The sequence below is a fragment of the Amycolatopsis sp. NBC_01480 genome (assembly GCF_036227205.1).
Lineage (GTDB): Bacteria > Actinomycetota > Actinomycetes > Mycobacteriales > Pseudonocardiaceae > Amycolatopsis.
Genome location: NZ_CP109442.1, coordinates 9,329,199 through 9,354,597, shown reverse-complemented (window position 1 = coordinate 9,354,597; position 25,399 = coordinate 9,329,199). Strand labels below are relative to the sequence as shown.

Annotated in this window: 27 protein-coding genes; 16 read left to right on the top strand and 11 right to left on the bottom strand. The window is 71.5% G+C overall.

Annotated features, from left to right (window positions below; genetic code table 11):
- Positions 1 to 6: 6 nt before the first annotated feature.
- A complete protein-coding gene (locus OG371_RS43625) occupies positions 7 to 720 on the bottom strand; it encodes a M24 family metallopeptidase (RefSeq protein WP_329063029.1) in 714 nt (237 codons plus the stop codon).
- 178 nt (positions 721 to 898) lie between these two features.
- Here OG371_RS43625 and OG371_RS43620 point away from each other — a divergent pair, with 178 nt between their 5' ends.
- Positions 899 to 2,695 (top strand): trypsin-like peptidase domain-containing protein, encoded by a 1,797-nt coding sequence (locus OG371_RS43620; protein WP_329063027.1) that lies wholly within the window; start codon positions 899 to 901, stop codon positions 2,693 to 2,695.
- 293 nt (positions 2,696 to 2,988) lie between these two features.
- Here OG371_RS43620 and OG371_RS43615 read toward each other — a convergent pair whose 3' ends face one another.
- Complete coding sequence (locus OG371_RS43615; RefSeq protein ID WP_329063025.1) at positions 2,989 to 4,806, bottom strand: flavin-containing monooxygenase; 1,818 nt, start codon at positions 4,804 to 4,806, stop codon at positions 2,989 to 2,991.
- Positions 4,807 to 4,958: 152 nt separating this feature from the next.
- On the opposite strand from OG371_RS43615, the gene OG371_RS43610 reads away from it, so the two are divergent.
- The 6 genes from OG371_RS43610 to OG371_RS43585 all read left to right on the top strand — a co-directional run bounded on the left by OG371_RS43610 (position 4,959) and on the right by OG371_RS43585 (position 10,449).
- A complete protein-coding gene (locus OG371_RS43610) occupies positions 4,959 to 6,143 on the top strand; it encodes a transcriptional regulator (protein ID WP_329063023.1) in 1,185 nt (394 codons plus the stop codon).
- Positions 6,144 to 6,240: 97 nt separating this feature from the next.
- The gene (locus OG371_RS43605; protein WP_329063021.1) at positions 6,241 to 6,714 is read left to right on the top strand and encodes a carboxymuconolactone decarboxylase family protein; all 474 of its coding nucleotides are present in this window, start codon (positions 6,241 to 6,243) and stop codon (positions 6,712 to 6,714) included.
- 281 nt (positions 6,715 to 6,995) lie between these two features.
- A complete protein-coding gene (locus OG371_RS43600) occupies positions 6,996 to 8,108 on the top strand; it encodes a chitinase (protein WP_329063018.1) in 1,113 nt (370 codons plus the stop codon).
- Positions 8,109 to 8,224: 116 nt separating this feature from the next.
- Positions 8,225 to 8,656 (top strand): DUF6010 family protein, encoded by a 432-nt coding sequence (locus OG371_RS43595; protein ID WP_329063016.1) that lies wholly within the window; start codon positions 8,225 to 8,227, stop codon positions 8,654 to 8,656.
- An 84-nt stretch (positions 8,657 to 8,740) separates the two neighbouring features.
- On the top strand, positions 8,741 to 9,658 hold the full coding sequence (locus OG371_RS43590) for an SDR family NAD(P)-dependent oxidoreductase (RefSeq protein WP_329063015.1): 918 nt from the start codon (positions 8,741 to 8,743) through the stop codon (positions 9,656 to 9,658).
- Between the two features lie 41 nt (positions 9,659 to 9,699).
- Complete coding sequence (locus OG371_RS43585; RefSeq protein WP_329063014.1) at positions 9,700 to 10,449, top strand: short-chain dehydrogenase/reductase; 750 nt, start codon at positions 9,700 to 9,702, stop codon at positions 10,447 to 10,449.
- A 43-nt stretch (positions 10,450 to 10,492) separates the two neighbouring features.
- Here OG371_RS43585 and OG371_RS43580 read toward each other — a convergent pair whose 3' ends face one another.
- The 5 genes from OG371_RS43580 to OG371_RS43560 form a co-directional block, all read right to left on the bottom strand.
- Positions 10,493 to 11,263, bottom strand: coding sequence for a hypothetical protein (locus OG371_RS43580; protein ID WP_329063013.1), 771 nt, complete (start codon positions 11,261 to 11,263; stop codon positions 10,493 to 10,495).
- The gene (locus tag OG371_RS43575) at positions 11,194 to 12,318 is read right to left on the bottom strand and encodes a hypothetical protein (protein ID WP_329063012.1); all 1,125 of its coding nucleotides are present in this window, start codon (positions 12,316 to 12,318) and stop codon (positions 11,194 to 11,196) included. Before OG371_RS43575 ends, OG371_RS43580 begins: the two co-directional genes overlap by 70 nt.
- Positions 12,315 to 12,647 carry a hypothetical protein gene (locus OG371_RS43570; protein ID WP_329063010.1) on the bottom strand — a complete coding sequence of 111 codons (333 nt, stop codon included), beginning with the start codon at positions 12,645 to 12,647 and terminating at the stop codon, positions 12,315 to 12,317. The genes OG371_RS43575 and OG371_RS43570 overlap by 4 nt, the downstream gene beginning before the upstream one ends.
- A 25-nt stretch (positions 12,648 to 12,672) precedes the next feature.
- Positions 12,673 to 13,170: a YbaB/EbfC family nucleoid-associated protein gene (locus OG371_RS43565; protein WP_329073418.1), complete on the bottom strand. Its 498-nt coding sequence runs from the start codon at positions 13,168 to 13,170 to the stop codon at positions 12,673 to 12,675.
- 128 nt (positions 13,171 to 13,298) lie between these two features.
- A complete protein-coding gene (locus tag OG371_RS43560; RefSeq protein WP_329063009.1) occupies positions 13,299 to 14,093 on the bottom strand; it encodes a S1 family peptidase in 795 nt (264 codons plus the stop codon).
- A 191-nt stretch (positions 14,094 to 14,284) separates the two neighbouring features.
- Between OG371_RS43560 and OG371_RS43555 the strand changes: the two genes are divergently transcribed.
- A complete protein-coding gene (locus OG371_RS43555; RefSeq protein WP_329063007.1) occupies positions 14,285 to 14,842 on the top strand; it encodes a TetR/AcrR family transcriptional regulator in 558 nt (185 codons plus the stop codon).
- An 81-nt stretch (positions 14,843 to 14,923) separates the two neighbouring features.
- On the opposite strand, the gene OG371_RS43550 is transcribed toward OG371_RS43555, so the two are convergent.
- Entirely contained in the window at positions 14,924 to 15,925 is a 1,002-nt protein-coding gene (locus tag OG371_RS43550) for an aldo/keto reductase (protein WP_329063005.1), read from the bottom strand.
- Between the two features lie 179 nt (positions 15,926 to 16,104).
- On the opposite strand from OG371_RS43550, the gene OG371_RS43545 reads away from it, so the two are divergent.
- Positions 16,105 to 16,488 (top strand): MerR family transcriptional regulator, encoded by a 384-nt coding sequence (locus OG371_RS43545; RefSeq protein ID WP_329063004.1) that lies wholly within the window; start codon positions 16,105 to 16,107, stop codon positions 16,486 to 16,488.
- A gap of 23 nt (positions 16,489 to 16,511) precedes the next feature.
- Here the strand turns inward: OG371_RS43545 and OG371_RS43540 are convergent, their stop codons facing one another.
- Positions 16,512 to 17,393, bottom strand: coding sequence for an alpha/beta hydrolase (locus tag OG371_RS43540; protein ID WP_329063002.1), 882 nt, complete (start codon positions 17,391 to 17,393; stop codon positions 16,512 to 16,514).
- Positions 17,394 to 17,522: 129 nt separating this feature from the next.
- On the opposite strand from OG371_RS43540, the gene OG371_RS43535 reads away from it, so the two are divergent.
- Entirely contained in the window at positions 17,523 to 18,698 is a 1,176-nt protein-coding gene (locus OG371_RS43535; RefSeq protein ID WP_329063000.1) for an acyltransferase family protein, read from the top strand.
- Between the two features lie 12 nt (positions 18,699 to 18,710).
- Here the strand turns inward: OG371_RS43535 and OG371_RS43530 are convergent, their stop codons facing one another.
- Positions 18,711 to 18,986, bottom strand: coding sequence for a YggT family protein (locus OG371_RS43530; RefSeq protein WP_329062999.1), 276 nt, complete (start codon positions 18,984 to 18,986; stop codon positions 18,711 to 18,713).
- Between the two features lie 119 nt (positions 18,987 to 19,105).
- Here OG371_RS43530 and OG371_RS43525 point away from each other — a divergent pair, with 119 nt between their 5' ends.
- Together OG371_RS43525 and OG371_RS43520 are read left to right on the top strand one after the other, a co-directional pair.
- On the top strand, positions 19,106 to 20,842 hold the full coding sequence (locus OG371_RS43525; protein WP_329062996.1) for an IlvD/Edd family dehydratase: 1,737 nt from the start codon (positions 19,106 to 19,108) through the stop codon (positions 20,840 to 20,842).
- Between the two features lie 85 nt (positions 20,843 to 20,927).
- Positions 20,928 to 21,779: a fumarylacetoacetate hydrolase family protein gene (locus tag OG371_RS43520; protein ID WP_329062995.1), complete on the top strand. Its 852-nt coding sequence runs from the start codon at positions 20,928 to 20,930 to the stop codon at positions 21,777 to 21,779.
- Between the two features lie 151 nt (positions 21,780 to 21,930).
- On the opposite strand, the gene OG371_RS43515 is transcribed toward OG371_RS43520, so the two are convergent.
- Positions 21,931 to 22,062: a hypothetical protein gene (locus OG371_RS43515; protein ID WP_329062993.1), complete on the bottom strand. Its 132-nt coding sequence runs from the start codon at positions 22,060 to 22,062 to the stop codon at positions 21,931 to 21,933.
- Positions 22,063 to 22,228: 166 nt separating this feature from the next.
- On the opposite strand from OG371_RS43515, the gene OG371_RS43510 reads away from it, so the two are divergent.
- The 4 genes from OG371_RS43510 to OG371_RS43495 all read left to right on the top strand — a co-directional run bounded on the left by OG371_RS43510 (position 22,229) and on the right by OG371_RS43495 (position 25,309).
- On the top strand, positions 22,229 to 23,254 hold the full coding sequence (locus OG371_RS43510) for an epoxyqueuosine reductase (protein ID WP_329062991.1): 1,026 nt from the start codon (positions 22,229 to 22,231) through the stop codon (positions 23,252 to 23,254).
- Between the two features lie 120 nt (positions 23,255 to 23,374).
- Positions 23,375 to 23,662 (top strand): isoamylase early set domain-containing protein, encoded by a 288-nt coding sequence (locus OG371_RS43505; RefSeq protein WP_329062989.1) that lies wholly within the window; start codon positions 23,375 to 23,377, stop codon positions 23,660 to 23,662.
- 120 nt (positions 23,663 to 23,782) lie between these two features.
- Positions 23,783 to 24,598 carry a TetR/AcrR family transcriptional regulator gene (locus tag OG371_RS43500; RefSeq protein ID WP_329062987.1) on the top strand — a complete coding sequence of 272 codons (816 nt, stop codon included), beginning with the start codon at positions 23,783 to 23,785 and terminating at the stop codon, positions 24,596 to 24,598.
- A 48-nt stretch (positions 24,599 to 24,646) separates the two neighbouring features.
- Complete coding sequence (locus OG371_RS43495; RefSeq protein ID WP_329062985.1) at positions 24,647 to 25,309, top strand: enoyl-CoA hydratase/isomerase family protein; 663 nt, start codon at positions 24,647 to 24,649, stop codon at positions 25,307 to 25,309.
- Positions 25,310 to 25,399: the final 90 nt, after the last annotated feature.

The following is a 25,399-nucleotide window of genomic DNA, read 5'->3' as shown; positions in this document are numbered from 1 at the left end:
CTGGGGTCAGGGTTTCTCGTGGCCGAGGTCGAGCAGTTCTTCGAAGAACCCGCCGAACTGCCGGTCCAGGTCGACGAGGTGGACCTCGAGGATCCAGTGCGAGACCTGCCCGTTGCGGTCGGGACGGCGCATCGGCCGGTCGCTGCCCGGCGCGATGTAGGACTCGATCTTCGCCCCGTCGATCGTCTCGTGCGGGAACTGGCCGACCAGGTGCCCGGAGTGCGCGCCGCCGAACGTCCAGCCCGCCTCCTCCGCCAGCTTCGTGACGTGCGCGTACAGCTCGGCGCCGGTGACGTCCGGATGCGTCTCGAAGTACTCGCGGCCCGCGTCGAACACCACCGGCAGGCTGTCGCGCAGGCGGTGCTTGACCGGGTCGTCGCCGAGCACGAACGTCCGGCCGAAGTCGGCCTCGAACTCCTCGAAGATCGGGCCGAAGTCGACGAACACGATGTCGTCCTCGCCGATGACCCGGTCCGGCGGGTTCTCGCGGTACGGCTTGAGCGTGTTCACCCCGGCGCGCACGATGCGCTTGTGCCAGTAGCGCTCCACGCCGAACAGCTCCCCGGCGAGGTCGCGGACCGCGTTGCTCGCCTCGGTCTCGCGCACGCCCGGCGCGAGGATGCCCCGCGCCTGCACCTGCGCGAACAGCTCGACGGCCTTGGCCTGCGCGTCCAGCAGCCGCGCGGCCCGGACCGCCTCGTCCTCGATCAGCTCGCTCATGCCCCCGACGGTAGCAAGGCCGCCCGGTCTGTCCTTTTGCGACAGTGGAAAACCGCCCGATTTGGCGGTTATGCCCGGGGCTGACGGCGGTCGGGGGGAAGTACACAGGTTCCGCACGGAGCACGGCAAGGAAAATCTCAGGTACAGGGTGTGTCCTTGTCCCTGGCGGTAGCCGGACATGACGATGCTGGAGCGGGACATGAGCGAGCAGGAGCCGGGCACGACCGGCGGGCAGTGGGGACCGCAGGAGTACCGGGACCAGGCCGGGCAGCCCGGCCGTCCCGGTCAGGAATGGTCGGCCCAGGGCGCGGGAGACGCGCCGGGGCTGGGTGGTCAGGGGCTGGGCGGCCAAGGGCTCAGTGGTCAAGGGCTCGGTGCTCAGGCTGCGGGCGGCGCGCCGCACGACGGCTCGTCACCGGCCCAGGGCGCCGCGCCGCAGGGGCACGAGGGTTACCCGGGGCCCGCGCAGCAGGCCGGATACCCGTACCAGCCCGGTGCCGAGTACCCCGCTGGGTACGCGGGTTACCCGGGCGGCCCGCAGACCGGCTACCAGTACGCGGGCGGCCAATACCCGGCTTACGGTGCGTACCCGGGCACTCAGCAGTTCCCGCAGACGCCGTACCACAAGCCGCAGAAGGCGAACCGGCCCGTGCGCAGCGCGGCGATCGCCGTGGGGTCGATCGGGCTGGCCGTGGTGCTGGGGCTGGGCGTCGGGCACTTCGTGTGGACGCCGGGCGGGTCCTCGGCGAGCGGCAACCAGAACTTCGGCTCGCAGAGCGCGCCGGGCGGGACCTCGAGCACGTCGATCAACCCGTCCGCGATCGCGGGCAAGGTGAACCCGGGCCTGGTCGACATCAACACCGAGCTGGGCTACCAGGGCGCCGCGGCCGCGGGGACCGGCATCGTGCTGACCGCGGACGGCGAGATCCTGACCAACAACCACGTCGTCGAGGGCGCCACCAGCATCAAGGTGACCGACATCGGCAACGGCAAGACCTACACCGCGTCGGTGCTCGGCTACGACCGCAGCCACGACATCGCGGTGATCAAGCTGGCCAACGCCTCCGGCCTGACCACCGAGTCGCTCGGTGACTCGAACTCGGTCCAGGTCGGCGACGCGGTGGTCGGCATCGGCAACGCCGGCGGCACCGGCGGCACCCCGAGCGCGGCGGCGGGCAAGGTGACGGCGCTGAACCAGTCCATCACCGCGTCGGACGAGTCCAGCAGCTCGTCGGAGCAGCTCACCGGCCTGATCCAGGTGGACGCCGACATCCAGTCCGGCGACTCCGGCGGCGCCCTGGTGAACGCCAACGGCCAGGTGATCGGCGTCGACACCGCCGCCTCGGCCGGCTACCAGTTCAACGGCGGCCAGGGCCGCGGCGGCCTCGGCCAGGGCCAGGGTGGTCTCGGCCAAGGGCAGGGCGGCTTGGGTCAGGGCCAGGGCGGTCTCGGCCAGGGCCAGGGCGGCTTGGGTCAGGGCCAGGGCGGTCTCGGCCAGGGTGACGGCAGCCTGGGCAACGGCCAGCAGGGCTCGGGCCAGCAGAGCACCGGACACCAGGGCTTCGCGATCCCGATCGCCCAGGCGATCACGCTCGCGCACCAGATCGTCGCGGGCACCGGCTCCGACTCCGTCCACATCGGACAGAGCGCGTTCCTCGGCGTCTCGGTCAGCGACGCCGGTGCTCAGAGCGGCAACGGCCAGGGCAGCCTCGGCCAGGGCGGCACCGGCCAGAGCACCGGCGGCCAGGGCGCCCAGATCCAGGACGTCGTGGCGGGCGGCCCGGCCGCCACCGCCGGCCTCACCGCCGGCGACGTCATCACCGCCCTCGACGGCAAGGCCGTGGACTCCGCGACCACCCTCACCAACCTGATGGACACCCACCACCCGGGCGACAAGCTCACGGTCACCGTCATCGGCCAGACCGGCCAGCAACACGACGTGACAGTCACCCCGGCCAGCGGCCCCGTCGGCTGACCTATCGCAGCAGCACCCACGGGCCCGGCCCGGGACTCGGCTCACCCGCCGACGTCCCGGGCCGGGCTTCTTTCCTTGCCTCGCCAGCCTCGCCAGCCTCGCCAGCCTCGCCAGCCTCGCGAGCCCTGCCAGCCTCGCCAGCCTCGCCAGCCTCGCCAGCCTCGCGAGCCCTGCCAGCCTCGCCAGCCTCGCGAGCCCTGCCAGCCTCGCGAGCCTCGCCAGCCTTGCCAGCCTCGCGGGCTTTGCCTGCCTTGCCAGCCTCGTGGGCCGAGCGACCGGGCCAGCCCGCCGAATCACGACAAGTGGTGCACCTCCTGCAACCCGTACACCGGCGTCGGGATCCCCTCGTAGCGCGCCTTCAGTTGCAGCGCCAGGTAAAGCGAGTAATGCCGGGACTGGTGCAGGTTCCCGCCGTGGAACCACAATCCCTCCTGCTGCGTGGGCTTCCACATGTTGCGCTGCTCGCCCTCCCACGGGCCGGGGTCTTTCGTCGTCGCGGAGCCCAGGCCCCAGCACTTGCCGACCTTGTCGGCCGTTTCCTGGCCGACGATGTCGGCGACCCAGCCGTTCATCGAGCCGTAGCCGGTCGCGTAGACGACCAGGTCGGCTTCCAGCTCGGTGCCGTCGGCGAGGACCACGGCGTCGCGGGTGAGGTGGTCGACCTGGCCGTGCGCGAGTTTGATGCTGCCGTCGGCGACGAGTTCCGCCGCGCCCACGTCGATGTAGTAGCCGGAGCCGCGCCGCAGGTACTTCAGGAACAGGCCGGACCCGTCGTCGCCCCAGTCGTGCTGGAAGCCGGCCGCTTCGAGCCGCGCGTAGAAGTCCGCGTCGCGCTCGCGGATCCGGTCGTACACCGGGGTCTGGAACGCGGGCATGATCCGGTACGGGATCGACGCGAAGATCATGTCGGCTTTCTCGGTCGTGACGCCGGAGCGCACCGCGCGCTCGGAGTACAGGTCGCCGAGGCCCAGCTCCATCAGCGAATCCGACTTCACGATGTGCGTGGAGGACCGCTGCACCATGGTGACCTCGGCGCCGTGCTCCCACAGGGCGGCGCAGATGTCGTGGGCGGAGTTGTTCGAGCCGACGACCACGGCCTTCTTCCCGGCGTAGGCGTCCGGGCCGGGGTGCGCCGAGGAGTGGTGCTGATCACCCTCGAACACGTCCATGCCGGGGAACGACGGGAGGTTCGGCTTCCCGGAAACGCCGGTCGCGAACACCAGGTGACGCGGCGCGAGCACCACCTCCGCACCGTCGCGGTTGACGACGACTCGCCACTGCCGCGCCTGCTCGTCGAACGAGGCGGACGTGACCGTGGACCGCGTCCAGTACGGCACCTCCATCAGCCGGGTGTACATCTCGAGCCAGTCGCCGAGCTTGTCCTTGGGCGCGAACACCGGCCAGTTCTCCGGGAACGGCAGGTAGGGCAGGTGGTCGTACCAGACCGGGTCGTGCAGGCAGAGGTTCTTGTACCGGTTGCGCCAGGAGTCGCCGGGCCGGTCGTTGCGCTCGACGACCAGCGCGGGCACGCCGATCTGGCGCAGCCGCGCGCCGAGGGCGATGCCGCCCTGGCCACCGCCGACGACCACCACGTACGGCTGCTCCTCGGCGCCCAGCCGCTCCTGCTCGTCGGCCCGCTTTTCGGCCCACGAACGGCGTCCCCGGACCGCGCCGTGGTCGACGCCCTTGGGCCGGCGTTCGCGCTCCGGCTCCTCGAAACCCTTGAGCTCACGCAGGCTCGTGAGCAATGTCCACGCGCCCTCTTCCTTCAGGCGCAGGTAGCCCTTGCCCCGTCCGGTGGCGGTTTCGAACTCGATCCAGGCCTCCGCCACCCCGCCGGCCTCGGTGACCGGTTCGGTCGTGCGGAACCCGCGCGGATCGGTACTGTCCAGGCAGGCGCGCAGCAGGCCGGCGACGCCTTCGCGGCCCTCCACGGTCTTGAGGGTCCAGGTGAAGGAAACCAGGTCGCGCCAATAGGAATCGACCGCGAACAAGGCGGCCGCGGCCTCGGCGTCCCGGGCGGCCAGCGCCGCCTCGAACCGGGCCAGCCAGTCCTCCACCCGGGCCTGTGGCGATTCCGCCGGCGCGATCCGGTCCGCCGTCTGCGTCATGGCTACTCCCTGACTCCGGTGTCGTGGTGTAACCCCGATCACACGCCTTGGCGCGGCCCGGCGGCAAGGGTTGCAGCGAGTTGCACGCCGGCGCTCGTTGGTGCCGGGGCCGGCGGCGACCTATGCTGGAACGCCGGCGCGGGAGGTGGGCTTTGGCTGTGCACAGCGCGGTTCCCCCGGGCCGCAGCCTGCCCGCCCACGCCCGTGACCTGGTGCGGATGCACGAGGCGGTGATCGGCGGCGGACGCCCGCCGGTGCGCCCGCGTCCGCTCGTCTCGCGCTCGTGGTCCCGGGTGCTGGGCCTCGGCCTGGCCGCCGACAGCATGAACGAGCGGGACTCCGTGCCCGAGGCCGAGGTCGCGCGCCGCCGGCACTCCTCGCCGCTGCGGCACGTGATCGGCGACCTCCGGCAGGTCATCGGCGCGATGTCCGACGCCGGCCACATGCTCCTGGTCGTCACGGACTCGGATGGCGTAATCCTGTGGCGGGAAGGATCTTCGGCCGTCCGCCGTGGTGCGGACGCGCTGGGGTTCGCCGAGGGCGCGGAGTGGACCGAGGCCCGGGTGGGCACGAACGCGATCGGCACCGCGCTTGCCGAGGCCGCCCCGGTCGAGCTGCTGGCCGGTGAGCACTTCGAGCAGAACCAGCACCCCTGGTACTGCACGGCGTCGCCGATCCACGACCCGCGCACCGGTGAGCTGCTCGGCGTGATCGACGTCAGCGGCCCGGCCCTGACCCTGCACCCGGCGGTCGGCGCGCTGGTGGAGACCGGCCGGCGGCTGGCGGAATCGCAGCTGTGGCATTCGCACCGCCGCCGCCTGGAACGGCTGCGGCGGGCGGGGGAGCCGGTGCTGGCCGCCGGCCCGGCCCTGCTGGTGGACGCCGACGGCTGGGTCGCGCACAGCGCGGGGGTCGCGGTGGGCGAGCGGATCGCCGCGCCCCGGCCCGGCCAGGTGCTCGCCGTGCCCGGCCTCGGCGCCTGCCTGCCCGAGCCGTTCGGCGACGGCTGGCTGGTCCGCCCGGCCGGGTCCGCCCGGCCGGTGGTGCTGGACCTGGACCTGGGCCGCACGCCGGTGCTGAGCCTGCGGGCCGGCGAGACCGGCTGGCGGCGCCCGGTCACCCGGCGTCACGCGGAAATCCTGGTGCTGCTGGGGAAAGCGGGCCATCAAGGGCTGTCCGCCGAGGCGCTGAGCCGGGCCTTGCACGGCGACGCCGAGCACCTCGTGACGGTCCGCGCGGAGGTCTCCCGCCTGCGCCGGCTGCTGGGCGGGATCGTCGACAGCCGGCCGTACCGCCTGGCCGAAGACGTGCGCCTGACCGTCCATCCTGGACAGTGAGCCCCGCGAGACGCGGGTCACACCCGGTGCTGTCACATCTCGTGCGGCCGGTTCGTCAAGGAGGCGTACACACCGGTCACGACATGGGGAGTTCACCATGGATGCTCGTCTCAACCTGTTCACCAACCCGGGCACGGCCAGTTTCCTGAAGCCGCTGCTCGACGCGTCGAAGGCGGTCGTGGACTCGGCCCTGCCCGCCGAAACGCGGGCGCTGGTGGAGATCCGCGCCAGCCAGATCAACGGCTGCGGTTTCTGCACCGACATGCACACCAAGGACGCGGCCCACTCCGGCGAGACCTCGACGCGCCTCAACCTCGTCGCGGCCTGGCGCGAGGCCACCGTGTTCACCGAGGCCGAGCGCGCCGCGCTGGAGCTGGCCGAGGAAGGCACCCGGATCGCCGACGCGGCCGGTGGCGTCCCGGACGAGGTCTGGGCCAACGCGGCCAAGCACTACGACGACGAGCAGCTCGGCGCGCTGGTCTCGCTCATCGCCTTGATCAACACCTTCAACCGGCTCAACGTCATCGTGCGCCAGCCCGCGGGGGAGTACCAGGTCGGCCAGTTCGGCTGAGCACTGCGGCTTGCCGGGTACTGGGGGTGCTCCGGATGCGCTGGACCCGCACGTCGGGGCCGGGCATCCGGGGCTACCGGCCGCCGCGGGCTCGCACGTCAGGCCGGGCTAACAGGCGCCGTGGGGTCTCCGGCCCACCAGGCCGGCGGTCGGGGCGCCAGGTCGGAGCCGTCGCCGGACCCCCGGGGCGTGGCGAATTCCGGCCGCTTCGCCGAATGGTCTGGACATTTCCCACAGTGGTCCAGACAATGAGGGATCCCCGCCGACACCGGAGGCCCGTCATGAGGCGTTCCCGACTGTCCGTTTTCCTCGCCGCACTGGCCGTGGCCCTGGCCGGGGTGGTGGCCGTGCCCGGGGCCGCCGGGGCGGCGGGCCTGCCCAAGCACTCGCTGATCGGCTATCTGCACGCGAGCTTCGCGAACGGCTCGGGGTACGTGAAGCTCGCCGACGTGCCGGATGCCTGGGACGTCATCGACCTCGCGTTCGGGGAGCCGACCTCGCCGACGTCCGGGGAGATCCAGTTCAACCGTTGTCCCGCCTCGGAATGCGCGGGCGTGGAGAGCGACGCCGACTTCATCGCGGCCATCCGCGCGAAGCAGGCGCAGGGCAAGAAGGTGCTGATCTCCATCGGCGGCGCCAACGGCCAGGTGCAGCTGACCACCACGGCCGCGCGCGACGCGTTCGTCAGCTCCGTTTCGGCGATCATCGACAAGTACGGCCTCGACGGCCTGGACGTCGACTTCGAGGGCCACTCCCTGACCCTCGACGCCGGCGACACCGACTTCCAGCACCCGACCACGCCTGTGGTGGTCAACCTGATCTCCGCGCTGAAGTCGCTGAAATCCCACTACGGCAGCGAATTCGTGCTCACCATGGCGCCCGAGACGTTCCTCGTCCAGACCGGCTACCAGTTCTACGGCGGCGGCAGCAACGGCGGCGACACCCGCCGCGGCGCGTTCCTGCCCGTGATCGACGCGCTGCGCGATTCGCTGACCGTGCTGCACGTCCAGGACTACAACTCCGGCCCGATCATGGGCCTGGACAACCAGTACCACACCATGGGCGGCGCGGACTTCCCGATCGCCATGGCGGACATGCTCAAGGCGGGCTTCCCGGTGGGGGACACCGGGAAGACGTTCGCCGGCCTGCGGGACGACCAGATCGCGGTGGGCCTGCCGGCCGCGGTCAGCGCGGGCAACGGCTTCATCGCCCCGGCCGACGCCCAGACCGCGGTGACCTGCCTGGTCAAGAACTCCGGCTGCGGCGGCTACACCCTGCGCGGCGGCGCCCAGCCGGCCCTGCGCGGGCTGATGACCTGGTCGATCAACTGGGACCACTACTACGGCTGGGCGTTCCAGGACGCGCACCGGCCGTTCCTCGACGCGCTGCCGTGAGAACCTGCTGCCCTGAGTCCCTTCCGCACCAAGGGTTTCACGGTGGCGAGAACTGCGTGAAAGGTGGCAGCCCGGTCCGTTCCGCCGCGCTCGGGCCGCGATTAGCGTCCCCGGGCATGGATGTTCTCGCGCCGGTGCTGATCGGTGTCCTCTACGCAACGGTCATGTCCCTGATCCGCGAACCCTCGCGGCGCCGGTTCAACGCGATCATGGTCGCGGGGGCCGGTGCCGCCTATCTCAGCAGCGGGACGTTCGGGCCGTGGGAGTTCGTGTTCACGGCCGCGGTCACCTATTGCGCGTACCGCGGGCTGGAGTCGTGGACCTGGATCGGCATCGCCTGGCTGCTGCACGCGGGCTGGGACGTGCTGCATCACCTGCGCGGCGCGCCGATCATCCCGGCGTTCGCGCACTCGTCGTCCGGCTGCGCGATCTGCGACCCGGTGATCGCGCTCTGGTGCTTGCGCGGCGGGCCTTCACTGCCCGCGCTGATCGGCTCCTGGTTCTCGCGGCGCCGGGCCGGCGGGCTGAGAGCCGCGTCTCACGAGTAGTCAACCGGAGCCGGGTCCGCTTATGCTGAAGGTAAGCGGACCCGGCTCCGGTTGTCCGGGTCCCGTTGCGGGAGCGAGGCCCTCATGTCCGTCACCATTCCCTTCGGCGCCACGTCGACGGCCGCGGAGGTCGTCGCGGGCCTCGACCTCACCGGACGGCGCGCGGTGGTCACCGGCGGCGCGTCCGGTCTCGGCGCCGAGACCGCGCGGGCCCTGGCGGGCGCGGGCGCCGAGGTCACCCTGGCCGTCCGCGATGTCGCCGCGGGCGAGCGCGTCGCCGCTGAGATCGGCGCGCGGGTGGCCCGGCTGGACCTGGCCGACCGGGTGTCGGTCGCGGAGTTCGTGGCCGGCTGGACCGGGCCACTCGACATTCTGGTCAACAACGCCGGCGTGATGGCGACGCCGGAGCTGCGCACGCTCGAAGGCTGGGAACTGCAGTTCGCCACCAACCACCTCGGCCATTTCGCCCTGGCCACCGGGCTGCACGGCGCGCTCACGTCCGCCGGGGCCGCGCGAGTGGTCTCGGTCAGCTCCGTCGGCCACGTGAACGCCGACGTCGACTTCACCGACATCCACTTCCACCGGCGTCCGTACGACCGGTGGGTGGCGTACGGCCAGTCGAAAACGGCCAACATCCTGTTCGCCGTCGAGGCCGCGAAGCGTTGGCGCGCCGAGGGAATCGCCGTCAACGCGCTGAACCCCGGCCGGATCACCGAGACCGCGCTCGGCCGGCACGTCGGTGACATCGCCGCCGCGCCCGCGTCGTTCGATCCGGGAAGCTCGGACGTCTCGTGGAAGAACGCCCAGCAGGGTGCCGCCACGTCGGTGCTGCTGGCCGCTTCTCCGCTCGTCGAGGGCGTCACGGGCCAGTATTTCGAGGACTGCCAGGTGGCCGTGGCGCACCGCCCCGGCGTACGGCGGGGCGGTGCCGGGTACGCCCTGGACTCGGAGCACGCCGCCCGGCTCTGGTCGGAGTCCCTGGCCATGATCAAAAGTGAGTAGCCTCGATTTCGCAGGCTGGTAGCGAAAAAGTGAGGACTTCCATGGACCTGGGTCTCAAGGGCAAGCGCGCGCTGGTCACCGGCGCGTCGAAGGGGATCGGCGCCGCCGTCGCCGAGGTGCTGGCGGGGGAGGGCTGTCACCTGCGCCTCGCGGCGCGGGGCGCGGACGCGCTGGAAGGCCTCGCCGCGCGGCTGCGGGAGGCGCACGGCGTCGAGGTCACCGTGCACGCGGTCGACCTGCGGGTGCCCGCGGACCTCGAACGGCTCGCCGAAGCCGCCGCGGACGCCGACATCCTGGTCAACAACGCCGGCGACATCCCGGCCGGCTCGCTCGACCAGGTCGGCGCCGACGCGTGGCGGCACGGCTGGGACCTCAAGGTCTACGGCTACGTCGACCTCACCCGGCTCGTCTACGCGCGGATGCGCGAGCGCGGCCACGGCGTGATCGTCAACGACATCGGCGCCGCGGGCGAGCGGCCCACCGCCGGCTACATCGCGGGCAGCGCCGGGAACGCCGCCCTGATGGCGTTCACCAAGGCACTGGGCGGCTCCGGCCCGCGGGACAACATCCGCGTGGTCGGCGTCAACCCGGGCCCGGTCGCGACCGAGCGGATCACCGCCATGGCCGCGGCGAACGCCGACTTCGCGGCCGGAATGGCCGCCCTGCCGTCGGGCCGCGTCGCCGAGCCGCGCGAGGTGGCCGACCTGATCGCCTTCCTGGCGTCGGACCGCGCCTCCTACATCAGCGGCACGGTGGTCACCATCGACGGCGGGATGTCCTCGGCCGGCTGAACGACTCGTGAGTGTTCATGACGGTTAGAACCGTCATGAACACTCACGAGCTTTTGGTCCAGTGCACGGTGTCCGGGGCTTCGAGGTAACCCCGCAGGTGCTGCTCCTCGCCGCGGTTGTGCAGCGGGAAGGCGAAAACCGACCCGTCCGGCCAGGTCAGCTTGCGGCGCCGGAGGTTGACCTCGACTTCCTGCGGAGTGCTGGCCTGCCAAAGGATTTCCGGCGGGGGAGCGTGGGCAGGGTCGCTTTGCGTCGAGCCGGTGTCGACCAGCGCGACGTGTGAGGGCGAGAACACCAGCCACGGCCCGTCCGCCGCCCGGATCCGGTCGAGCAGGCCGAGCGCCATCGCGTCGGCAGGCCCGGTGACGGCGGCCCGCCGGCTACCCGATTTCCCACCACCGCTGCCTGAGCTGTACGCGAGGTAGAAGACGTAGGCCACGGCGACGCCGATGCCGCGCAGGATGTTCCAGAAGAACCGCCGGATCAGCCGCTTCCCTTTGACCGTCCCGTCCTCACGCCGTCCGGGCACGTCGAAGCCCAGGCCGTCCTCTTGCAGGCGCACCACGATGACCGGCTCGCGCCACTGGTCCCGCATCAGCGCCTCGACCCGCTCCCGGAACCCGGGACGGACCATCAGCTCGGCCGTCTTGGCGTCCAGGCGCTCTTGGTGGGCGAAGATCTTCTGCCCGGCCCGGCGACGTGTGTCGGTGGGCGCCTGCTCGGCCAGCTCGCCCGGGTCGGCGGCTAGACGTCCAGGTTCTTGTGGGTCTGCTCCGGGCTCTGCTCCCCGCCGATTTCGCTCTTGTCGAACCACGGTGTGTCTCCTTCGGCGCTGACCGCTTCCTTGCCCTCGCCGGCCAGCGCCTTCCCGGCGCCGATCCCGGCTTTGACGCTCGCCCCCGCGACCAGCGGGCCGGCCCCGACCGAGGTGCCGAACATGGTGGAGAGCATCCGGTTGCTCGGCTGGAAGCCCTGCGCGGCCGCGCCGAGCCCGAACTTGGTCTCCCCGGGCATCACCCCGACGCGCAGCTTCCTGGTGAACACCGCCATCTTCCCGGCGATCTTGCCGAGAAATTCCATGAAGGTGTCGAGCAGCTTGCCGAACTTGCCGAGGTAGCGGGTGACCTTTCCCAGCACGCTGGCGGCCTTGGCGATCGACGCGGTCATCGCCGCGGCGACCGAGCCGCCGAAGCTGATCACCGAGGCGGCCAGCGCGGGCAGCCACAGGGTGATCAGCCAGGAGACCAGCTCGGTGATGATCGCCTTGATCACCTCCTCGATGACCACCATGACCATCGACCACATCTGCAGCACCTCGGCCACCGTGCCGGCGGCCGAGCCGACCCCGCGGATGCCGGAGGAGAAGTCGCCGAGCGCTTCCTTCGCCGCGTTCCCGGCGTCGTCGACCCAGTCGGCCAGCGCGGTGTCGCCGGTCCGCTCGAAGTCCTCGGCGAGCGCGACGAAGCCCTGCGCGATCGTGGTGAAGTTCTCCGACGCGTGCCCGATCGCCGGGCCGTCGCCGGTGACCTGGTGCAGTGCGTCCTGCAGCGGCTGGACCAGCTCCAGCAGCATGTTGAGCCCGTGGCTGACCAGCCAGCCGATCGGGTCCATGGCGAAGGTGACCATGTCGCCGGCGGCGGCGCCGACGAACGACGCCCCGTCGCCGACCAGCGCGGCGCCCGCGGACGCCAGTTCGCCCGGGCTGTCCGCCTGGGCGGCCTGCTGGGCGTGCCCGGCGATCGACTTGCCGGAGTCGTACAGGGTGCCGACCACCGGCGCGGCGCTCAGCCCGCGGTCGACGTTCGCGCCCGTGCTCTCGTCGTAGGCCGACACGTTCAGGGTGTCGGCGATGCTCTTCTTCTCGGTCACGGCTTCCCCACAGCGTCGATCTCCGCCTCGTACTGGCCGAAGGTGATCTTCCCGGCGTCTTCGGCGCCCTGGTACATCTGCGCGGCGGTGCCGAGCTTGGTGGTCAGCGCGTCCACGCCGTCCTTCAGGTCGGTCAGCAGCGAGCGCAGGTCGGCGAGGTGGTCGGTGTAGCCCTGCTTGGCGAAGATGCCGATCACCCCCCACGACTGGTCGCCCACGTCGGCGGCGTCGATCTTGGCGCCGAACTTTCCCGCTTCCTGCTCGTAGTACGGCAGCTGGCGGGTGTACTCGGCGATCGCGTCGATGTTCGTCTGTATTCCGTCTGGCATCGCGGAATTCCCTCGGTCGGAGCGGTCAGCGGCGGAGGAACGAGTTGTCGTCGAAGTAGTCGTCGTCGTCCCGGCCGGCGCCGCGGCCGGGCCGGGATGCCTGCTGTGGCGGCGATTGCTGCTGTGACGCGGGTTCGTCCGCGGTGGTTCCGAACGCCTCGGCCTGCGCCTCGCGGACCTGCGCCGAGATGTCGACGCCGAGGGTGTCGCCGAAGGCCTCGTCCACGATCCCGGCCTGCTGCTGCACGGCGCCGGCCACGGCCTGGCGCAGGGTGCTCATGATCGTCGCGGACAGCCGCGCCGGGTCGAGGCGCAGGGCTTCCGGGGAGAGCTGGACATCGGTGACGGTCCCACCGGCCCCGGCGACGACCGTCACGGTGCCGTCCGGCGCGGTCACGGACGTACGGACCTGGGCGATCTGCTCCTGCATGTCGGCGACCCCGTCGAACCGGGTCTCGGCCTGCTGTGTTTTCGCCTGGAAGGTGCGGAACTGGGCGATCAGCTCGTCCATGTGGGCGGACATGGTGTCTCCGATGCGCGATTCGTGGTCATGTGTCCAGATCATGACATATCCGCGCATGCTCCCGTTCGGCTTTGGCGGAAAACGACAGCGGCCCGGGCGGAAGCACCCGGGCCGCTGTCGTCGCCGGCTCAGCCGATGTGGGAGCTGATCGTGGCGTAGTCGTTGCCCACGTTGGTGTACACGCCGGGGAAGTCCTTGCGCGCGCAGCCCTGGCCCCAGGACACGATGCCGGCGAGCTTGCCGTCGACGTAGGCCGGGCCGCCGGAGTCGCCCTGGCAGGAGTCCTTGCCGCCCTCGGGCACGCCCGCGCAGAACATCGACGCCTTGTCGTAGTTCGAGCCGGACTTGCTGTAGTCGTCCGCGCAGGTGTTGTTGTCCACCACCGGCACGTTCACCTTGAGCAGCTGGTCGGAGACGTCGCCGCCCTCCGAGGTGGTGCCCCAGCCGACCACGGTGACGTCGGCGCCCGCCTTGTACGCCGCGTCGTCCGCCGATTGCACGAGCGTCGCCGGCTTGTACGGCAGGTCCTTGTCCAGTGTCAGCACGGAGTTGTCGTGCTGCATGCCGTTCATGTCGAACGCGGGGTTCTGCCAGACGTCGCTCACGCCGGCCTTCTCGCCGGTCGTGTCGCTGAAGTTGGTCTGGCCGCCGATGATCTCCATCTGCGCGGCCTTGACCCCGTCGGTGCAGTGCGCGGCGGTGAGCACCTTGTTCTTCGCGACCAGGGTGCCCGCGCAGTGCTGGGCGCCGTCGACGTTGAAGATGACGGTGGCCGGGAAGTCGTCGATGGTGGTCGGCGAGCCGCCGACGATCAGTGGCCCCGCGCCGGCCGAGGCGCCGGGCGCGGCGACGACCGCGAAAGCCGCGGCCGCGGCGAGGGCCAGCGCCGCGCGTCGGGCCAGTGAACGTCCGTCTACCTGCATGAACATCTCCCTTCGGGACCGGAAAGGTGCATTTCCGAGCAGACCAGACAGGCTCGTGGCCCGGGTACCTACGTAAGTCGTATTCTGAAAATTCGCGAACATAGTTGGTTTTTGTCCGTCTCAGCGGGCCGGCCGCGGACGGCACCGGGTAGGGTTGCCGCCTGTACCTACTGGTATGTACGGTTTTGCGCGTGGACGCGTCGGAACGGCTGATCGAAAGCACCCGGGAACTGCTGTGGGAACGGGGCTACGTCGGCACCAGCCCGAAGGTGATCCAGGAGCGCGCCGGCGCCGGGCAGGGCAGCATGTACCACCACTTCCGCGGCAAGCCGGACCTCGCGCGGACGGCGATCGAGCGCACCGCGAGCGAACTGCGCGCCGAGGCGGAGCGGCAACTGGCCGGGCCGGGCCCGGCACTCGAGCGGATCACGGCGTACCTGCGGCGCGAGCGTGACGTGCTGAAGGGCTGCCCCGTCGGACGGCTCACGCAGGACCCGGACGTGATGGCGGACCCGGCGTTGCGCGCGCCGCTGGGTGAGACCTTCGAGTGGCTGCGCGAACGGCTGGCCGGGGTTCTTGCCGAGGGGCGCGACCAGGGGGAGTTCGGCGCGGAGCTGGACCCGGTCGCGACGGCGGCGACGATTGTCGCTGTGCTGCAAGGCGGGTATGTCCTCGCGAAGGCAGCCGGGGACGTCGCCTCGTTTGATCGCGCGGTGGACGGGGTGCTTGCCTTGCTGCGCCGGGCTTGAGCGCGGCCGCGTCCTTCATTCGCGCGGGATGCCCGCGCACCGGCGGGGACCGGGTCCGATCCCCGCCGGTGCCGGTCGGGCTCAGCCGTTGACGCGCTTGATGATGCTGTGCGGGAAGGGAAGTTCGGGGCTGCTCGCCTCGGTCAGCCGGTCCAGTTGCTCGGTGGGCAGGTCGAGCGCCAGCGCGCCGACGGTGTCCGTGAGCTGCTCCGGAGTGCGCGCGCCGACGAGCGTTCCGGCGATGGCCGGTTGCCGGGTGACCCAGTGCATCGCGACCTGGGCCGGGGTGCCGCCGGCTGTCGTGGCGATCTCGCGCACGACGTCGAGGACGGCCCAGCGCCGTTCGGAGTGCTCCTCGCCGGCGAGGCGGCCGTCGGCTGAGGCTTCGCGGGTGTACTTGCCGGACAGGAAACCGCCGCCGATCGCGCCCCACGGCTGCACGGCGATGCCGAACTCCCGCGCCAGCGGCACGTGCTCGGTCTCGATCGAGCGCTCCACGAGCGAGTACTCCAGCTGCATCGCGGTGATCGGCGGGCCGCCCAGCATCGCGGCCTTCGTCGCGTACCACGCGGGGACGTCGCTGAGCCCGACCGCGCGGACCTTGCCGGCGCGCACCAGGTCGTCGAACGCCGACACGACCTCCTCGACCGGGGTGAAGCCGTCCCAGATGTGCAGCCAGTACAGGTCGACGTGGTCGACGCCGAGCCGCCGCAGCGACGCCTCCAGCGAGGCGATCATGTTCTTGCGGCCGTTGCTGCGCCGGGCGGGGTTCCGCACGACCCCGTCCGCGGTGAAGTGCGGGCCGGAGTACTTGGTGGCGAGCACGAGGTCGTCGCGGTCGGGCAGCTCGCGCAGGAACTCGCCGACCAGGACCTCGCTGCGCCCGGCGCTGTAGTTGTCGGCGGTGTCGACGTAGTTGCCGCCCGCTTCGAGGTAGGTGCGGAAGACCTTGCGGGAGGTGTCGTCGTCGGAGCAGAGGGCGTGGTCGCCGAAGGTCATCGCGCCCAGCGCCAGCGGCGAGACGCGCAGGCCCGAGCGGCCCAGCGGCCGGTGGTCGGCCAGTCCGGTAAACGCTGTAGTCATGGGTTCGAGCGAACACCCCGGAGTGCGGTCCGGGTCAAGCCGGTGAAGGCCGCTACCGCAGGTTGGCCGGAAATGTGCGGGAGGCGGAGCGCCGAACCGGGGGCTGGGACGCTCCGGGAAGTGAGCTCGCCCGACCCGGTGCTTGACCTGGAGTGCGCTCCAGGTGCGAGGGTGGGTACGTGGACTCCTACTCACCAGCCGAAGTCACCGCCCGGACCGGGTTCTCCATCGACACGCTCCGCTACTACGAGCGGATCGGCCTGCTGCACGAGGTCGGCCGCACGGCCGGCGGCCGCCGCCGCTTCACCGATCAGGACCTCGAATTCCTCAGCCTGCTGCGCTGCCTGCGCGACACCGAAATGCCGATCGCCGAGATGCTCCGTTTCGTCAGCCTCCTGCGCGAGGGCGACGACACCCGCGCCGAACGCCTCGCCGTCCTGCGCGAGCACGAGGAACGGGTCGAGGACCAGATCGGCCGGCTGCGCGGGCACCAGGAGCACATCCGGATGAAGATCGCGTACTACAGCAGCGCGGTCGAGAACGAGCACCTCGCCAGCGTCTGACCAGGCCGCCGCGCGAGTGGTGCTCAGCCCGGCCCAAGCCGGTTCCGCAAGAACTCGATACCCGCGGTCGTCATCGCCGCGCGGGTGCGATGGCCGTAGACGTGGCCGGTGTCCTCGAGCCACGCGAACTCCGCGTCCGCGCCCGCCTGCCAGTAGGCCGCGACCAGGGACTCACTCTGGGCGATCGGGACGGCGTCGTCGCCGGTGCCGTGGGTGACCAGCAGCGGGGCGGCGGCCGCGGTGACGTGGGTGAGCGGGCTGGCCGCCGCGGCCAGGGCCGGTTGGGCGGACGGGGAAGCGCCCAGCAGCCACGCATGCGGGTCCTCGCCGGTCCGATGGAACGGCGAACCAGGCGGCGGGGGCGGCAGGCGGGCGAAGTCCGACGGCGGGCTCCACGCGACCGCGGCCTGCACGGCGCTGCTCGGGCCGGTGACGCCGACGTCGCCTTCCAGGTCCGGGCGGTCGCCGGTGACGGCGAGCATCACGGCCAGGTGCCCGCCGGCCGCGTGGCCCCACGCGCTGAACCGGCCCGGGTCGAGCGCCAGGGTGACCGCGTGGTGGCGGAGCCAGCGCACCGCCGCCTTCACGTCGTGCAGCTGCGCCGGGTACACGGCCTCGCGGCTGTGTCTGAAGTGGACCTTCGCGACGGCGAATCCGGCTTCCAGCAGGCGTTCGCCGAGATACCGGCCGAGCGGGGCGTGTTTGGGCGAGCCGACGGCGAAGGCGCCGCCATGCACGAACGCGACCACCGGCCAGCCCGGGCCCGGCGGCGGTCCGGCGGGCACGGCGAGGTCCAGCAACAGCGGCCGGTAGCCCAGCAGCGGGGCGACCTCCGCGTCGCGGTACAGCACGGCGGCGCCGGTGGGCTCGGCCTCGGGCGGGGCGGTCTGGGGCAAAACGCGCATCACCGGGACGAGTGTCACGGATCGGGCACCCGGCCGGTAGCCGTACCAGGAAGCGGGACGGGCCAACGGCTTCCCGGCATCGGCGACCGGGCTCGCCCGGAGCGTGACCGACCGGATACGCTCAGCGGCGTGCCCGAGATCCACTCCTTCGCCGCACCGCGCGCGGCGAACCGGAAGATCAGCTGGGACCTCGTCCGCGCCGGCTGTGTGACGCTGGTGCTGATCTACCACGCGACGTACATGAGCGTGGTCGTCCACCCGGAACTGGGCGCCCGGGGCTTCACCTTCCCGTACCAGGTCGGGGCTAGCCTGCTGCTGGTGATCTCGGCGTACTTCGCGTGCGTGACGATCGGGCGCGGGCCGCTGGGCCGGTACTGGTGGGGCCGCGTCGCCCGGCTGCTGCCGCCGTTCCTCGCCGCCGTGGTGGTGATCTACGCGGCCCTGCGGCTGCTCTCGCCGGCCGGCTGGTTCCGCCCGGAATGGCGGGACCTGGTGGGCAACCTGCTCATGCTGTGGAACTGGAAGCCCGCGGACTTCCCGTTCGTCGACGGCTCGCACTGGACGATTCCGTTGCAGCTCATGGCCTTCACGGTCGCCGCGCTGCTGTACCGCAGCCGCTGGGGGCACGGCGCGCGGCTGCGCGTGCTGATGTGGCTGGCGCTGCTCGTGCCGCTCGCGCAGTGGCCGTGGCGGATCAGCGGGCCGCCCGAGTGGTACCGCACGATGGCCGACGGACTCGGTTTCCACCGCTGGCACCTGTTCGTCGCCGGCGTCGCGATCCGGCTGTGGTGCACCAAGCGGATCTCGACCGCGCACTTCCTCGCGCTCGAAGCGGTCTGCCTGGCCGCGCACGCGCTGCACAGCGCGGTCTGGACGCCGGGCGGGCTGGCCGTGGACTGGGGCTCGGTGATCGGCGTCGGGATCGGCTTCGCCGTGGTTTCCCTGGTCGCGGCCGGGCCCGACTGGGACCGCGTGGTGCCGCAGTGGCTGCGGCGGCCGGTGCAGTGGTTCGCCGGGATCTCCTACGGCGTGTTCCTGATGCACCAGGCGATCGGCTACCTGGTGCTGCACTGGTTCTCCGCGCTGGGCGCGAACACCGTCGCGCAGACCGTCGCGATGCTCGTCACCGGCGTGCTGCTCGGCTGGGCGCTGACCCGGCTGGTGGAGCGGCCCGCGCACCGCTTCCTGATGGCGGGTTACGACGCGCTGTCCGCGTTCCGCGCCCGGCGCCGCGCCGCCTCGGCGCCGGTGGGCACCGAGGCGTTGTCGAGCGTCGGGGCCGGGAGCGAGCCGGAGCACCGGTAGCGCCTGCAGCGCCTACAGCGCGAAGGCGATCGACCGCAGGATCAGCGCCGCGAAGAACACCACGGTGAACGCGAGGTCGATCGCGATCCCGCCCGTGCGCACCGGCCGCAAGACCCGCCGCACGGGGGCGATCACCGGCTCGGTGGTGCGGTGGCTCAGCCGCCTCGCCTGCCCGAGCCAGGCCGGGCCGGTGGTCACCAGGCGCGTCCAGTCGAGCACCATCCGCACCACGAGCACCAGGATGAACAGGGTCAGGACGTACCCGACCAGCGTTCCGATCAGGCTCATCACACACGCTCCTCGAAGTTGCCGTTCATCCCGTCCAACGCGCGCGCGGCCCCAGGAGTGTCCCGTTTGACCGGCTTCTCAGCGACTTTTCAGCCACGCGGTCCTTTACCGTGGTGGGCATGGGTGAACGTCGCATCGGTCAACAGCGCAGTGCAGCGTGGTTCGGCGCCTCGGGCCGGGCGGGGATGATCTACCGGTCCTGGATGCGGTCGCAGGGCTTCGGCCCGGACGTGTTCGACGGCCGCCCGGTGATCGGGATCGCGACCAGCGCTTCGGAGCTGGCGCCGTGCAACGCGCATCTCGGGCGCGTCGCCGAAGCCGTGAAGCGCGGGGTCTGGCAGGCGGGCGGCTTCCCGCTGGCCTTCCCGACCATGGCGACCGGGGAGACGCTCATGCGCCCTACCGCGATGCTCTACCGCAACCTGATGGCGATGGAGGTCGAGGAGCTGATCCGCGCCAACCCGCTCGACGGCGTCGTGCTGCTCTCGGGTTGCGACAAGACCACGCCGGCGATGCTGATGGGCGCGGCGAGCGTCGACCTGCCCGCGGTGATGGTGACCGGCGGCCCGATGCTCACCGGCAAGTTCCGCGGCCAGGACGTCGGCTCCGGCACCCACGTGTGGAAGTTCGAGGAGGAGCTCAAGGCCGGCCGGATGACGCAGGAGGAGTGCTTCTTCGCCGAGGGCTGCATGGCGCGCTCCAACGGGCACTGCATGACGATGGGCACCGCGTCCACCATGGCCTGCCTCGCCGAGGCGCTGGGCATGCAACTGCCGGGCTCGGCCACCTGGCCCGCGGTGGACGCGCGCCGCTTCGAGACCGGCCAGGACGCGGGACGGCGGATCGTGACCATGGTCGAGGAGGAGCTGCGGCCGTCGAAAATCCTTACCCGGGAAGCGTTCGAGAACGCGATCCGGGTCAACGCGGCCATCGGCGGCTCGACCAACGCGATCATCCACCTGCTGGCGATCGCCGGGCGGGTGGGCGTGCCACTGGCCATGGCCGACTTCGACGAGCTGGGCCGGGTGGTGCCGACGCTGCTGGACCTGATGCCCTCGGGCCGGTTCCTGATGGAGGACTTCTGTTACGCGGGCGGGCTGCCCGTGGTCATGCGGCAGCTCTCCGAAGCCGGGCTGCTCCACGACGGCGCGCTCACCGTGACCGGGAAACCGGTGGCGGACAACGTTTCCGGGGCCGAGTGCTGGAACCCCGAGGTGATCACGGCGGTGGACGCGCCGTTCCAGCCCGCCGGCACCGGCACGGCGGTGCTGACCGGAAACCTCGCCCCGGACGGCGCGGTGGTCAAGCAGTCCGCCGCGTCGCCGGAGCTGCTCACGCACACCGGCCCGGCCCTTGTGTTCGAAACCGCCGAGGATTACCACCACTCCGCTGACGACCCGGACCTGGACGTCACGCCGGATACCGTGCTGGTGATCCGCGGCGCCGGCCCGAAGGGCTACCCGGGCATGCCCGAGGTGGCGAACGTGCCGCTGCCGGCGAAGCTGCTCAACCAAGGCGTCACGGACATGGTGCGGATCTGCGACGGCCGGATGTCCGGCACCGGCTACGGCACGGTGGTGCTGCACGTGAGCCCGGAGTCCGCGGTCGGCGGCCCGCTCGCGCTGGTGCGGACCGGCGACCTGATCACGCTGGACACCCCCGCGCGCACGTTGACTCTGCAGGTTTCCGACGAGGAACTGGCCGCGCGGCGCCAGGCTTGGGAGCGGCCCGAATCGCCGTACGTGAGCGGCTACACCTGGCTGTACACCGAGCACGTGACGCAGGCGAACCAGGGCGCGGACTTCGACTTCCTGCACGGGCGCCGCGGGCCCGGCGTGCCGCGCGATTCCCACTGACGTGTGCCGTCAAGGACTCCTTACCCGCGTCCGACGCCGGTAAGGAGTCCTTGACGGACTTGCCGAGACTCCCGAAAGGCAGGCCATGAACCCGGAACTTTCCGCGCCCCGGCTGGTGAAGACGTCGTCCGGCTGGTGGGTGTCCGGCGGGTCCGGTGCCGGGCCGCTGCCGTCCGGCACCACGCTGGGCTCGCTGCTGGCGATGCCAGCCGACGGGCTGGACGTGCTCGTGGCCGCCACGGCGCGGACGGCCCCGGCCCCGGATTCCTTGCTGGCGCCCGTGGACGACGACACCGAGGTGTGGGCGGCGGGCGTGACGTACGAGGTGTCGCGCGAGGCGCGGATGGAGGAGAGCAGCACGTCTTCGGACCTCTACGCCCGGGTGTACGAGGCGGAGCGGCCGGAGCTGTTCTTCAAGAGCGTCGGCTGGCGGGTCGTGGGCCCGGACCGTCCGATCGGCGTGCGCGAGGACTCGACCTGGGACGTGCCGGAGCCGGAACTGGGCGTCGTGTGCAACGCCGCGGGCGCGATCGTCGGCTACACGGTGGTCAACGACGTCAGCTCCCGCAGCATCGAAGGGGACAACCCGCTGTACCTGCCGCAGGCGAAGATGTACCACGGCTCGTGCGCGGCGGGCCCTTCGATCGTGCTCGCCACCGGTGTCCCGGACCCGTACCGGCTGGCGATCTCGGTGGAGATCCACCGCGGCGGCGCGCTGCTGTGGTCGGGCGAGACGAGCACCGCCCGCCTGCACCGCAAGCTCACGGATCTGACCGCTTTCCTTTACCGCGCCGAGGTTTTCCCGCGTGGCGCCATCCTCGCGACGGGCACGTCGGCCGTCCCCGGTCCCGACGTGACCCTGTGCGCGGGCGACGAGGTCGTGATCACCATCGACGGGATCGGCACGCTGCGCAATCCGGTGCGAAAGGGGCTGTGACGCCGCAGCGTGGTGCGCTCCAGCAGCTTCTGTCCGAAGTGGACAACGCGGTGGTGGCTGCCGACGTGGTCCAGCAGCCACGAGCTGCCCGCCCGGCCGCAAAAGCCGGTGCATCTCCGGGCGAGCATCGCCGGGCTCAGGTCCACCGCCGTCAGCCGCACTCCCGCGGGTAGGCGGGCAGGTTCCGGCCCGCGCCCACCGCGACTTCCAGCACCGCGCCGGACGTGCGCGAGCAGACCCGCTCCCGGCCGCCGCCGAACTGCAGCCGTTCGGCGAAACCCATCGAGCGGTCGTACCGCGGGGCGTAGGAATCCCACTGCCGCCGCAGTCAGCCCCGGTCGGCGTCCATGCGACGAGTCCACCACGCCCGGGGCGCTCAAGCCGGTCTTGAAACACGACTCAGCACGTGAGACAGTCAGTTGGAAAATCAGACCGACCGAGGAGTCCGTGTGCCCGACCTGCCGCCGAAGCTCGCCCGCCACCCGTCGGTCCGCGCCGTGCTGGAGCGTGGGACGCCGCCGAGGCCCGGTCCGATCGACACGGCCTGGCTGCGGGAGCTGGCGCTGGAGGCCGGGGCCGACGACGTCGCCGCCGTCTCGCTCGACCACCCCGACCTGGAGGGGGAGCGGCCGCACGTGCTCGGCGCCCTGCCCGGAACCCGCAGCCTGATTTCGCTGGTGGTGCGGATGAACCGGGACAACGTGCGCACGCCGGCCCGCAGCGTCGCGAACCAGGAGTTCCACCGCAGTGGCGAGATCATCAACGAGGCCGCGCGCGCCATCACCCGCGCGCTGCAGGACGCGGGGCACCGGGTGCTGAACCCGTCGGCCACCTTCCCGATGGAGATGGACCGCTACCCGGGCCGGATCTGGGTGGTGGCGCACAAGACCGTCGCGGTCGCGGCGGGCCTCGGCGTGATGGGCATCCACCGCAACGTGATCCACCCGAAGTTCGGCAACTTCGTCCTGCTGGCCACGCTCCTGGTCGACGCGGAGGTGGGCGAGTACGGCGAGCCGCTGGACTACAACCCGTGCGTGGAGTGCAAGCTGTGCGTCGCCGCGTGCCCGGTCGGCGCGATCGGCAAGGCCGGCGAGTTCGACTGGGCGGCCTGCTCCACGCACAACTACCGCGAGTTCATGGGCGGCTTCACCGACTGGGTCGAGACCGTCGCGGACAGCGCGGACGGCTCGGACTTCCGCGAGCGCGTCACCGATTCGGAGAACGCGTCGATGTGGCAGAGCCTTTCCTTCAAGGCCAACTACAAGGCGGCGTACTGCATGGCCGTGTGCCCGGCGGGGGAGGACGTGCTCGGCCCGTACCTGGAGGACCGCAAGGGGTTCATGCGAGATGTGCTGAGGCCGTTGCAGGACAAGGAGGAGACGATCTACGTCACCCCGGGCTCGCCGGCCGGGTCCCATGTGGAGCGGCGGTTCCCGAACAAGACCGTCAAGGAGGTCCGCGGCCGCCGGGCCTGAGCCCGGTTCACCCGGACGGGAGCGCGGTTCACGCGCCGGCGCGCGGGCGGGCGTGGAACCCTTTGCGGGTCAACCGGAATGGCTCACCGGCGAGCCGCACCCACGAAAGGAATCGCGCGCGTGATCAAGACCAGCCCGGTCCGGGACGGCCGCGAGGCGAGGAAGGTCACCTTCGTCCTCCCGCAGGACGCCCCGCCCGGACCCGTCAGCGTCGTCGGTGACTTCAACGGCTGGTCGCCCGGCCGGCACCTGCTGCGCAAGCGCTCCAACGGCACCCGCTCGGCCGCCGTGGAAGTCCGCCCCAGCGCGACCCTGCACTTCCGCTACCTGGCCGCCGGCGGCCACTGGCTGGACGACCCGGACGTGCCCGACCGCAGCGGCGCCAACTGCGTTTTCGTGGCCCACTGAGGCGGTTCGGCGCTCTGGGCTCAGTCGGGTTCCGCTTGGGGCCGGGCGTGAGCGTTCTGGTGATGTTCGGCAACGGCTTCACGGTGGTTGTGGAGCACTTGTTCCGTTACTCTCGGGCTCATGCCCCGCCCGCGGATCCACGACCCCGAACGGCTGCTGGACGTCGCCGAGCGGCTGATCGCCGACGTCGGCCCCGAGGAGGTCACTGTGCGCGGCCTGGCGGTCGCGGCCGGGGTGCCGAACAGCACGATTTACCACAGCTTCGGCTCGCTGCCCGCCTTGATCGGCCGCGCGTGGCTGCGCGGGGCCGGGTATTTCCTCGACGTCCAGACCCAGCTGGTCGAGCAGGCCCTGGCCGGCGGCGGGCCACTCGCGGCGTCGGATGGCGGTGTGGGCTTGCCTGCTCCCGCGGGGGTGGCGGGCGGTGCGGACCTGACTGCTGCCGCCGAGGCCGTGGGTGCCGCGGCGTTGCCTTTGGTTGGCGGGGTCGTGGGTGCGGCGGGGTTGCCTGTGGTTGGCGGGGCCGTCAGCGCTGCGGATTCCCCGGCTGTCGCCGCTGTGGTGGCGGCTGCGGATACGTCCGCGGTCGTCGCGGAGCTGCGGCCGGAGGCGGCGCGGCTGATGTTGACTGTTTCGCCCGATCGGATCCTCGGGCCGCAGCTGCCTGAGGACGTGCTGGAAGACCTGCATGCCCTCGACAAGCGGCTCGTCCGGCTGCTCGTCCGGCTGGCGCGTGAGCTGTGGCAGCGCGGTGACGGGGCGGCCGTCGAGGTGATCACCACCTGCGTCGTCGACCTGCCGACTGCCCTGTTGAAGCGTGACCTCGCTGCGTACGGAGCGGCGGGGCCTGAAACGCGTCGACGGTTGGCCGCCGCCGTACGCGCCGTCCTCGCCCTGCCACCGCCGGACCGCCCGCGGCGCGCGTCCACCGGCTGAGCCCACCCCGTCCCAAGCCCGATCCGACCGTCTGAAAAGGACTCCGCCATGCCTGAGCTTTCCCGTCACGAAGCCGTTTTCGTCCTGAACCTCGGTGACGGGGAGAACCGGTTCTCCCCGGATTGGCTGGAGGAGGCCAATTCCCTGCTTGACACCGTCGTGGCCGGGTCCGAGGCCGCGGCGCTCGTCACGGTCGGCGGGGGGAAGTTCTACTCCAACGGCCTCGACCTGGAATGGCTGATGAGCCACGGCGACGAGGCCGGCAAGTACGTCGCGGACGTGCAGGAGGTGCTCGCGCGGATGCTGGAGCTGCCGGTGCCCACGGTCGCCGCCGTCAACGGGCATGCCTTCGGCGCCGGCGCGATGTTCGCCATGGCCCACGACTTCCGCGTGATGCGCGCCGACCGCGGCTACTTCTGCTTCCCCGAGGCCGACATCAACATCCCGTTCACCCCGGGCATGGCGGCGCTGCTGCAGGGCAAGCTGACTCCCTCGGCCGCGATCGCGTCGATGACCACCGGACGGCGTTTCGCCGGCCCGCAAGCCCGTGACCTGGGACTGGTCGACGCGACGGCCGACGAAGCCACACTCCTCGAAACGGCGACCACCGTGGTCCGCGACCTCGCCGGCAAGGACCGCGGCACCCTCGGCGCGATCAAGGCCACCATGTTCGCGCCCGCGCTGACCGCCCTGCGAACCCCCGCGCCCTGACGGTATAGTCCCCGGCACGGCGGTGGGGCTCGCCGTTCCGGGACTCCCGGACAACCGCGGCGATCGCCGCCAACAGTCCCTACTCGAACC

Excerpts from the sequence above, each read along its gene's own strand:
- OG371_RS43625 (WP_329063029.1), bottom strand. The coding sequence starts at position 720 with ATGAGCGAGCTGATCGAGGACGAGGCGGTCCGGGCCGCGCGGCTGCTG.
- OG371_RS43620 (WP_329063027.1), top strand. The coding sequence starts at position 899 with ATGACGATGCTGGAGCGGGACATGAGCGAGCAGGAGCCGGGCACGACC.
- OG371_RS43615 (WP_329063025.1), bottom strand. The coding sequence starts at position 4,806 with ATGACGCAGACGGCGGACCGGATCGCGCCGGCGGAATCGCCACAGGCC.
- OG371_RS43605 (WP_329063021.1), top strand. The coding sequence starts at position 6,241 with ATGGATGCTCGTCTCAACCTGTTCACCAACCCGGGCACGGCCAGTTTC.
- OG371_RS43600 (WP_329063018.1), top strand. The coding sequence starts at position 6,996 with ATGAGGCGTTCCCGACTGTCCGTTTTCCTCGCCGCACTGGCCGTGGCC.
- OG371_RS43595 (WP_329063016.1), top strand. The coding sequence starts at position 8,225 with ATGGATGTTCTCGCGCCGGTGCTGATCGGTGTCCTCTACGCAACGGTC.
- OG371_RS43590 (WP_329063015.1), top strand. The coding sequence starts at position 8,741 with ATGTCCGTCACCATTCCCTTCGGCGCCACGTCGACGGCCGCGGAGGTC.
- OG371_RS43585 (WP_329063014.1), top strand. The coding sequence starts at position 9,700 with ATGGACCTGGGTCTCAAGGGCAAGCGCGCGCTGGTCACCGGCGCGTCG.
- OG371_RS43570 (WP_329063010.1), bottom strand. The coding sequence starts at position 12,647 with ATGCCAGACGGAATACAGACGAACATCGACGCGATCGCCGAGTACACC.
- OG371_RS43565 (WP_329073418.1), bottom strand. The coding sequence starts at position 13,170 with ATGTCCGCCCACATGGACGAGCTGATCGCCCAGTTCCGCACCTTCCAG.
- OG371_RS43560 (WP_329063009.1), bottom strand. The coding sequence starts at position 14,093 with ATGCAGGTAGACGGACGTTCACTGGCCCGACGCGCGGCGCTGGCCCTC.
- OG371_RS43550 (WP_329063005.1), bottom strand. The coding sequence starts at position 15,925 with ATGACTACAGCGTTTACCGGACTGGCCGACCACCGGCCGCTGGGCCGC.
- OG371_RS43540 (WP_329063002.1), bottom strand. The coding sequence starts at position 17,393 with ATGCGCGTTTTGCCCCAGACCGCCCCGCCCGAGGCCGAGCCCACCGGC.
- OG371_RS43530 (WP_329062999.1), bottom strand. The coding sequence starts at position 18,986 with ATGAGCCTGATCGGAACGCTGGTCGGGTACGTCCTGACCCTGTTCATC.
- OG371_RS43525 (WP_329062996.1), top strand. The coding sequence starts at position 19,106 with ATGGGTGAACGTCGCATCGGTCAACAGCGCAGTGCAGCGTGGTTCGGC.
- OG371_RS43520 (WP_329062995.1), top strand. The coding sequence starts at position 20,928 with ATGAACCCGGAACTTTCCGCGCCCCGGCTGGTGAAGACGTCGTCCGGC.
- OG371_RS43515 (WP_329062993.1), bottom strand. The coding sequence starts at position 22,062 with ATGGGTTTCGCCGAACGGCTGCAGTTCGGCGGCGGCCGGGAGCGGGTC.
- OG371_RS43500 (WP_329062987.1), top strand. The coding sequence starts at position 23,783 with ATGCCCCGCCCGCGGATCCACGACCCCGAACGGCTGCTGGACGTCGCC.
- OG371_RS43495 (WP_329062985.1), top strand. The coding sequence starts at position 24,647 with ATGCCTGAGCTTTCCCGTCACGAAGCCGTTTTCGTCCTGAACCTCGGT.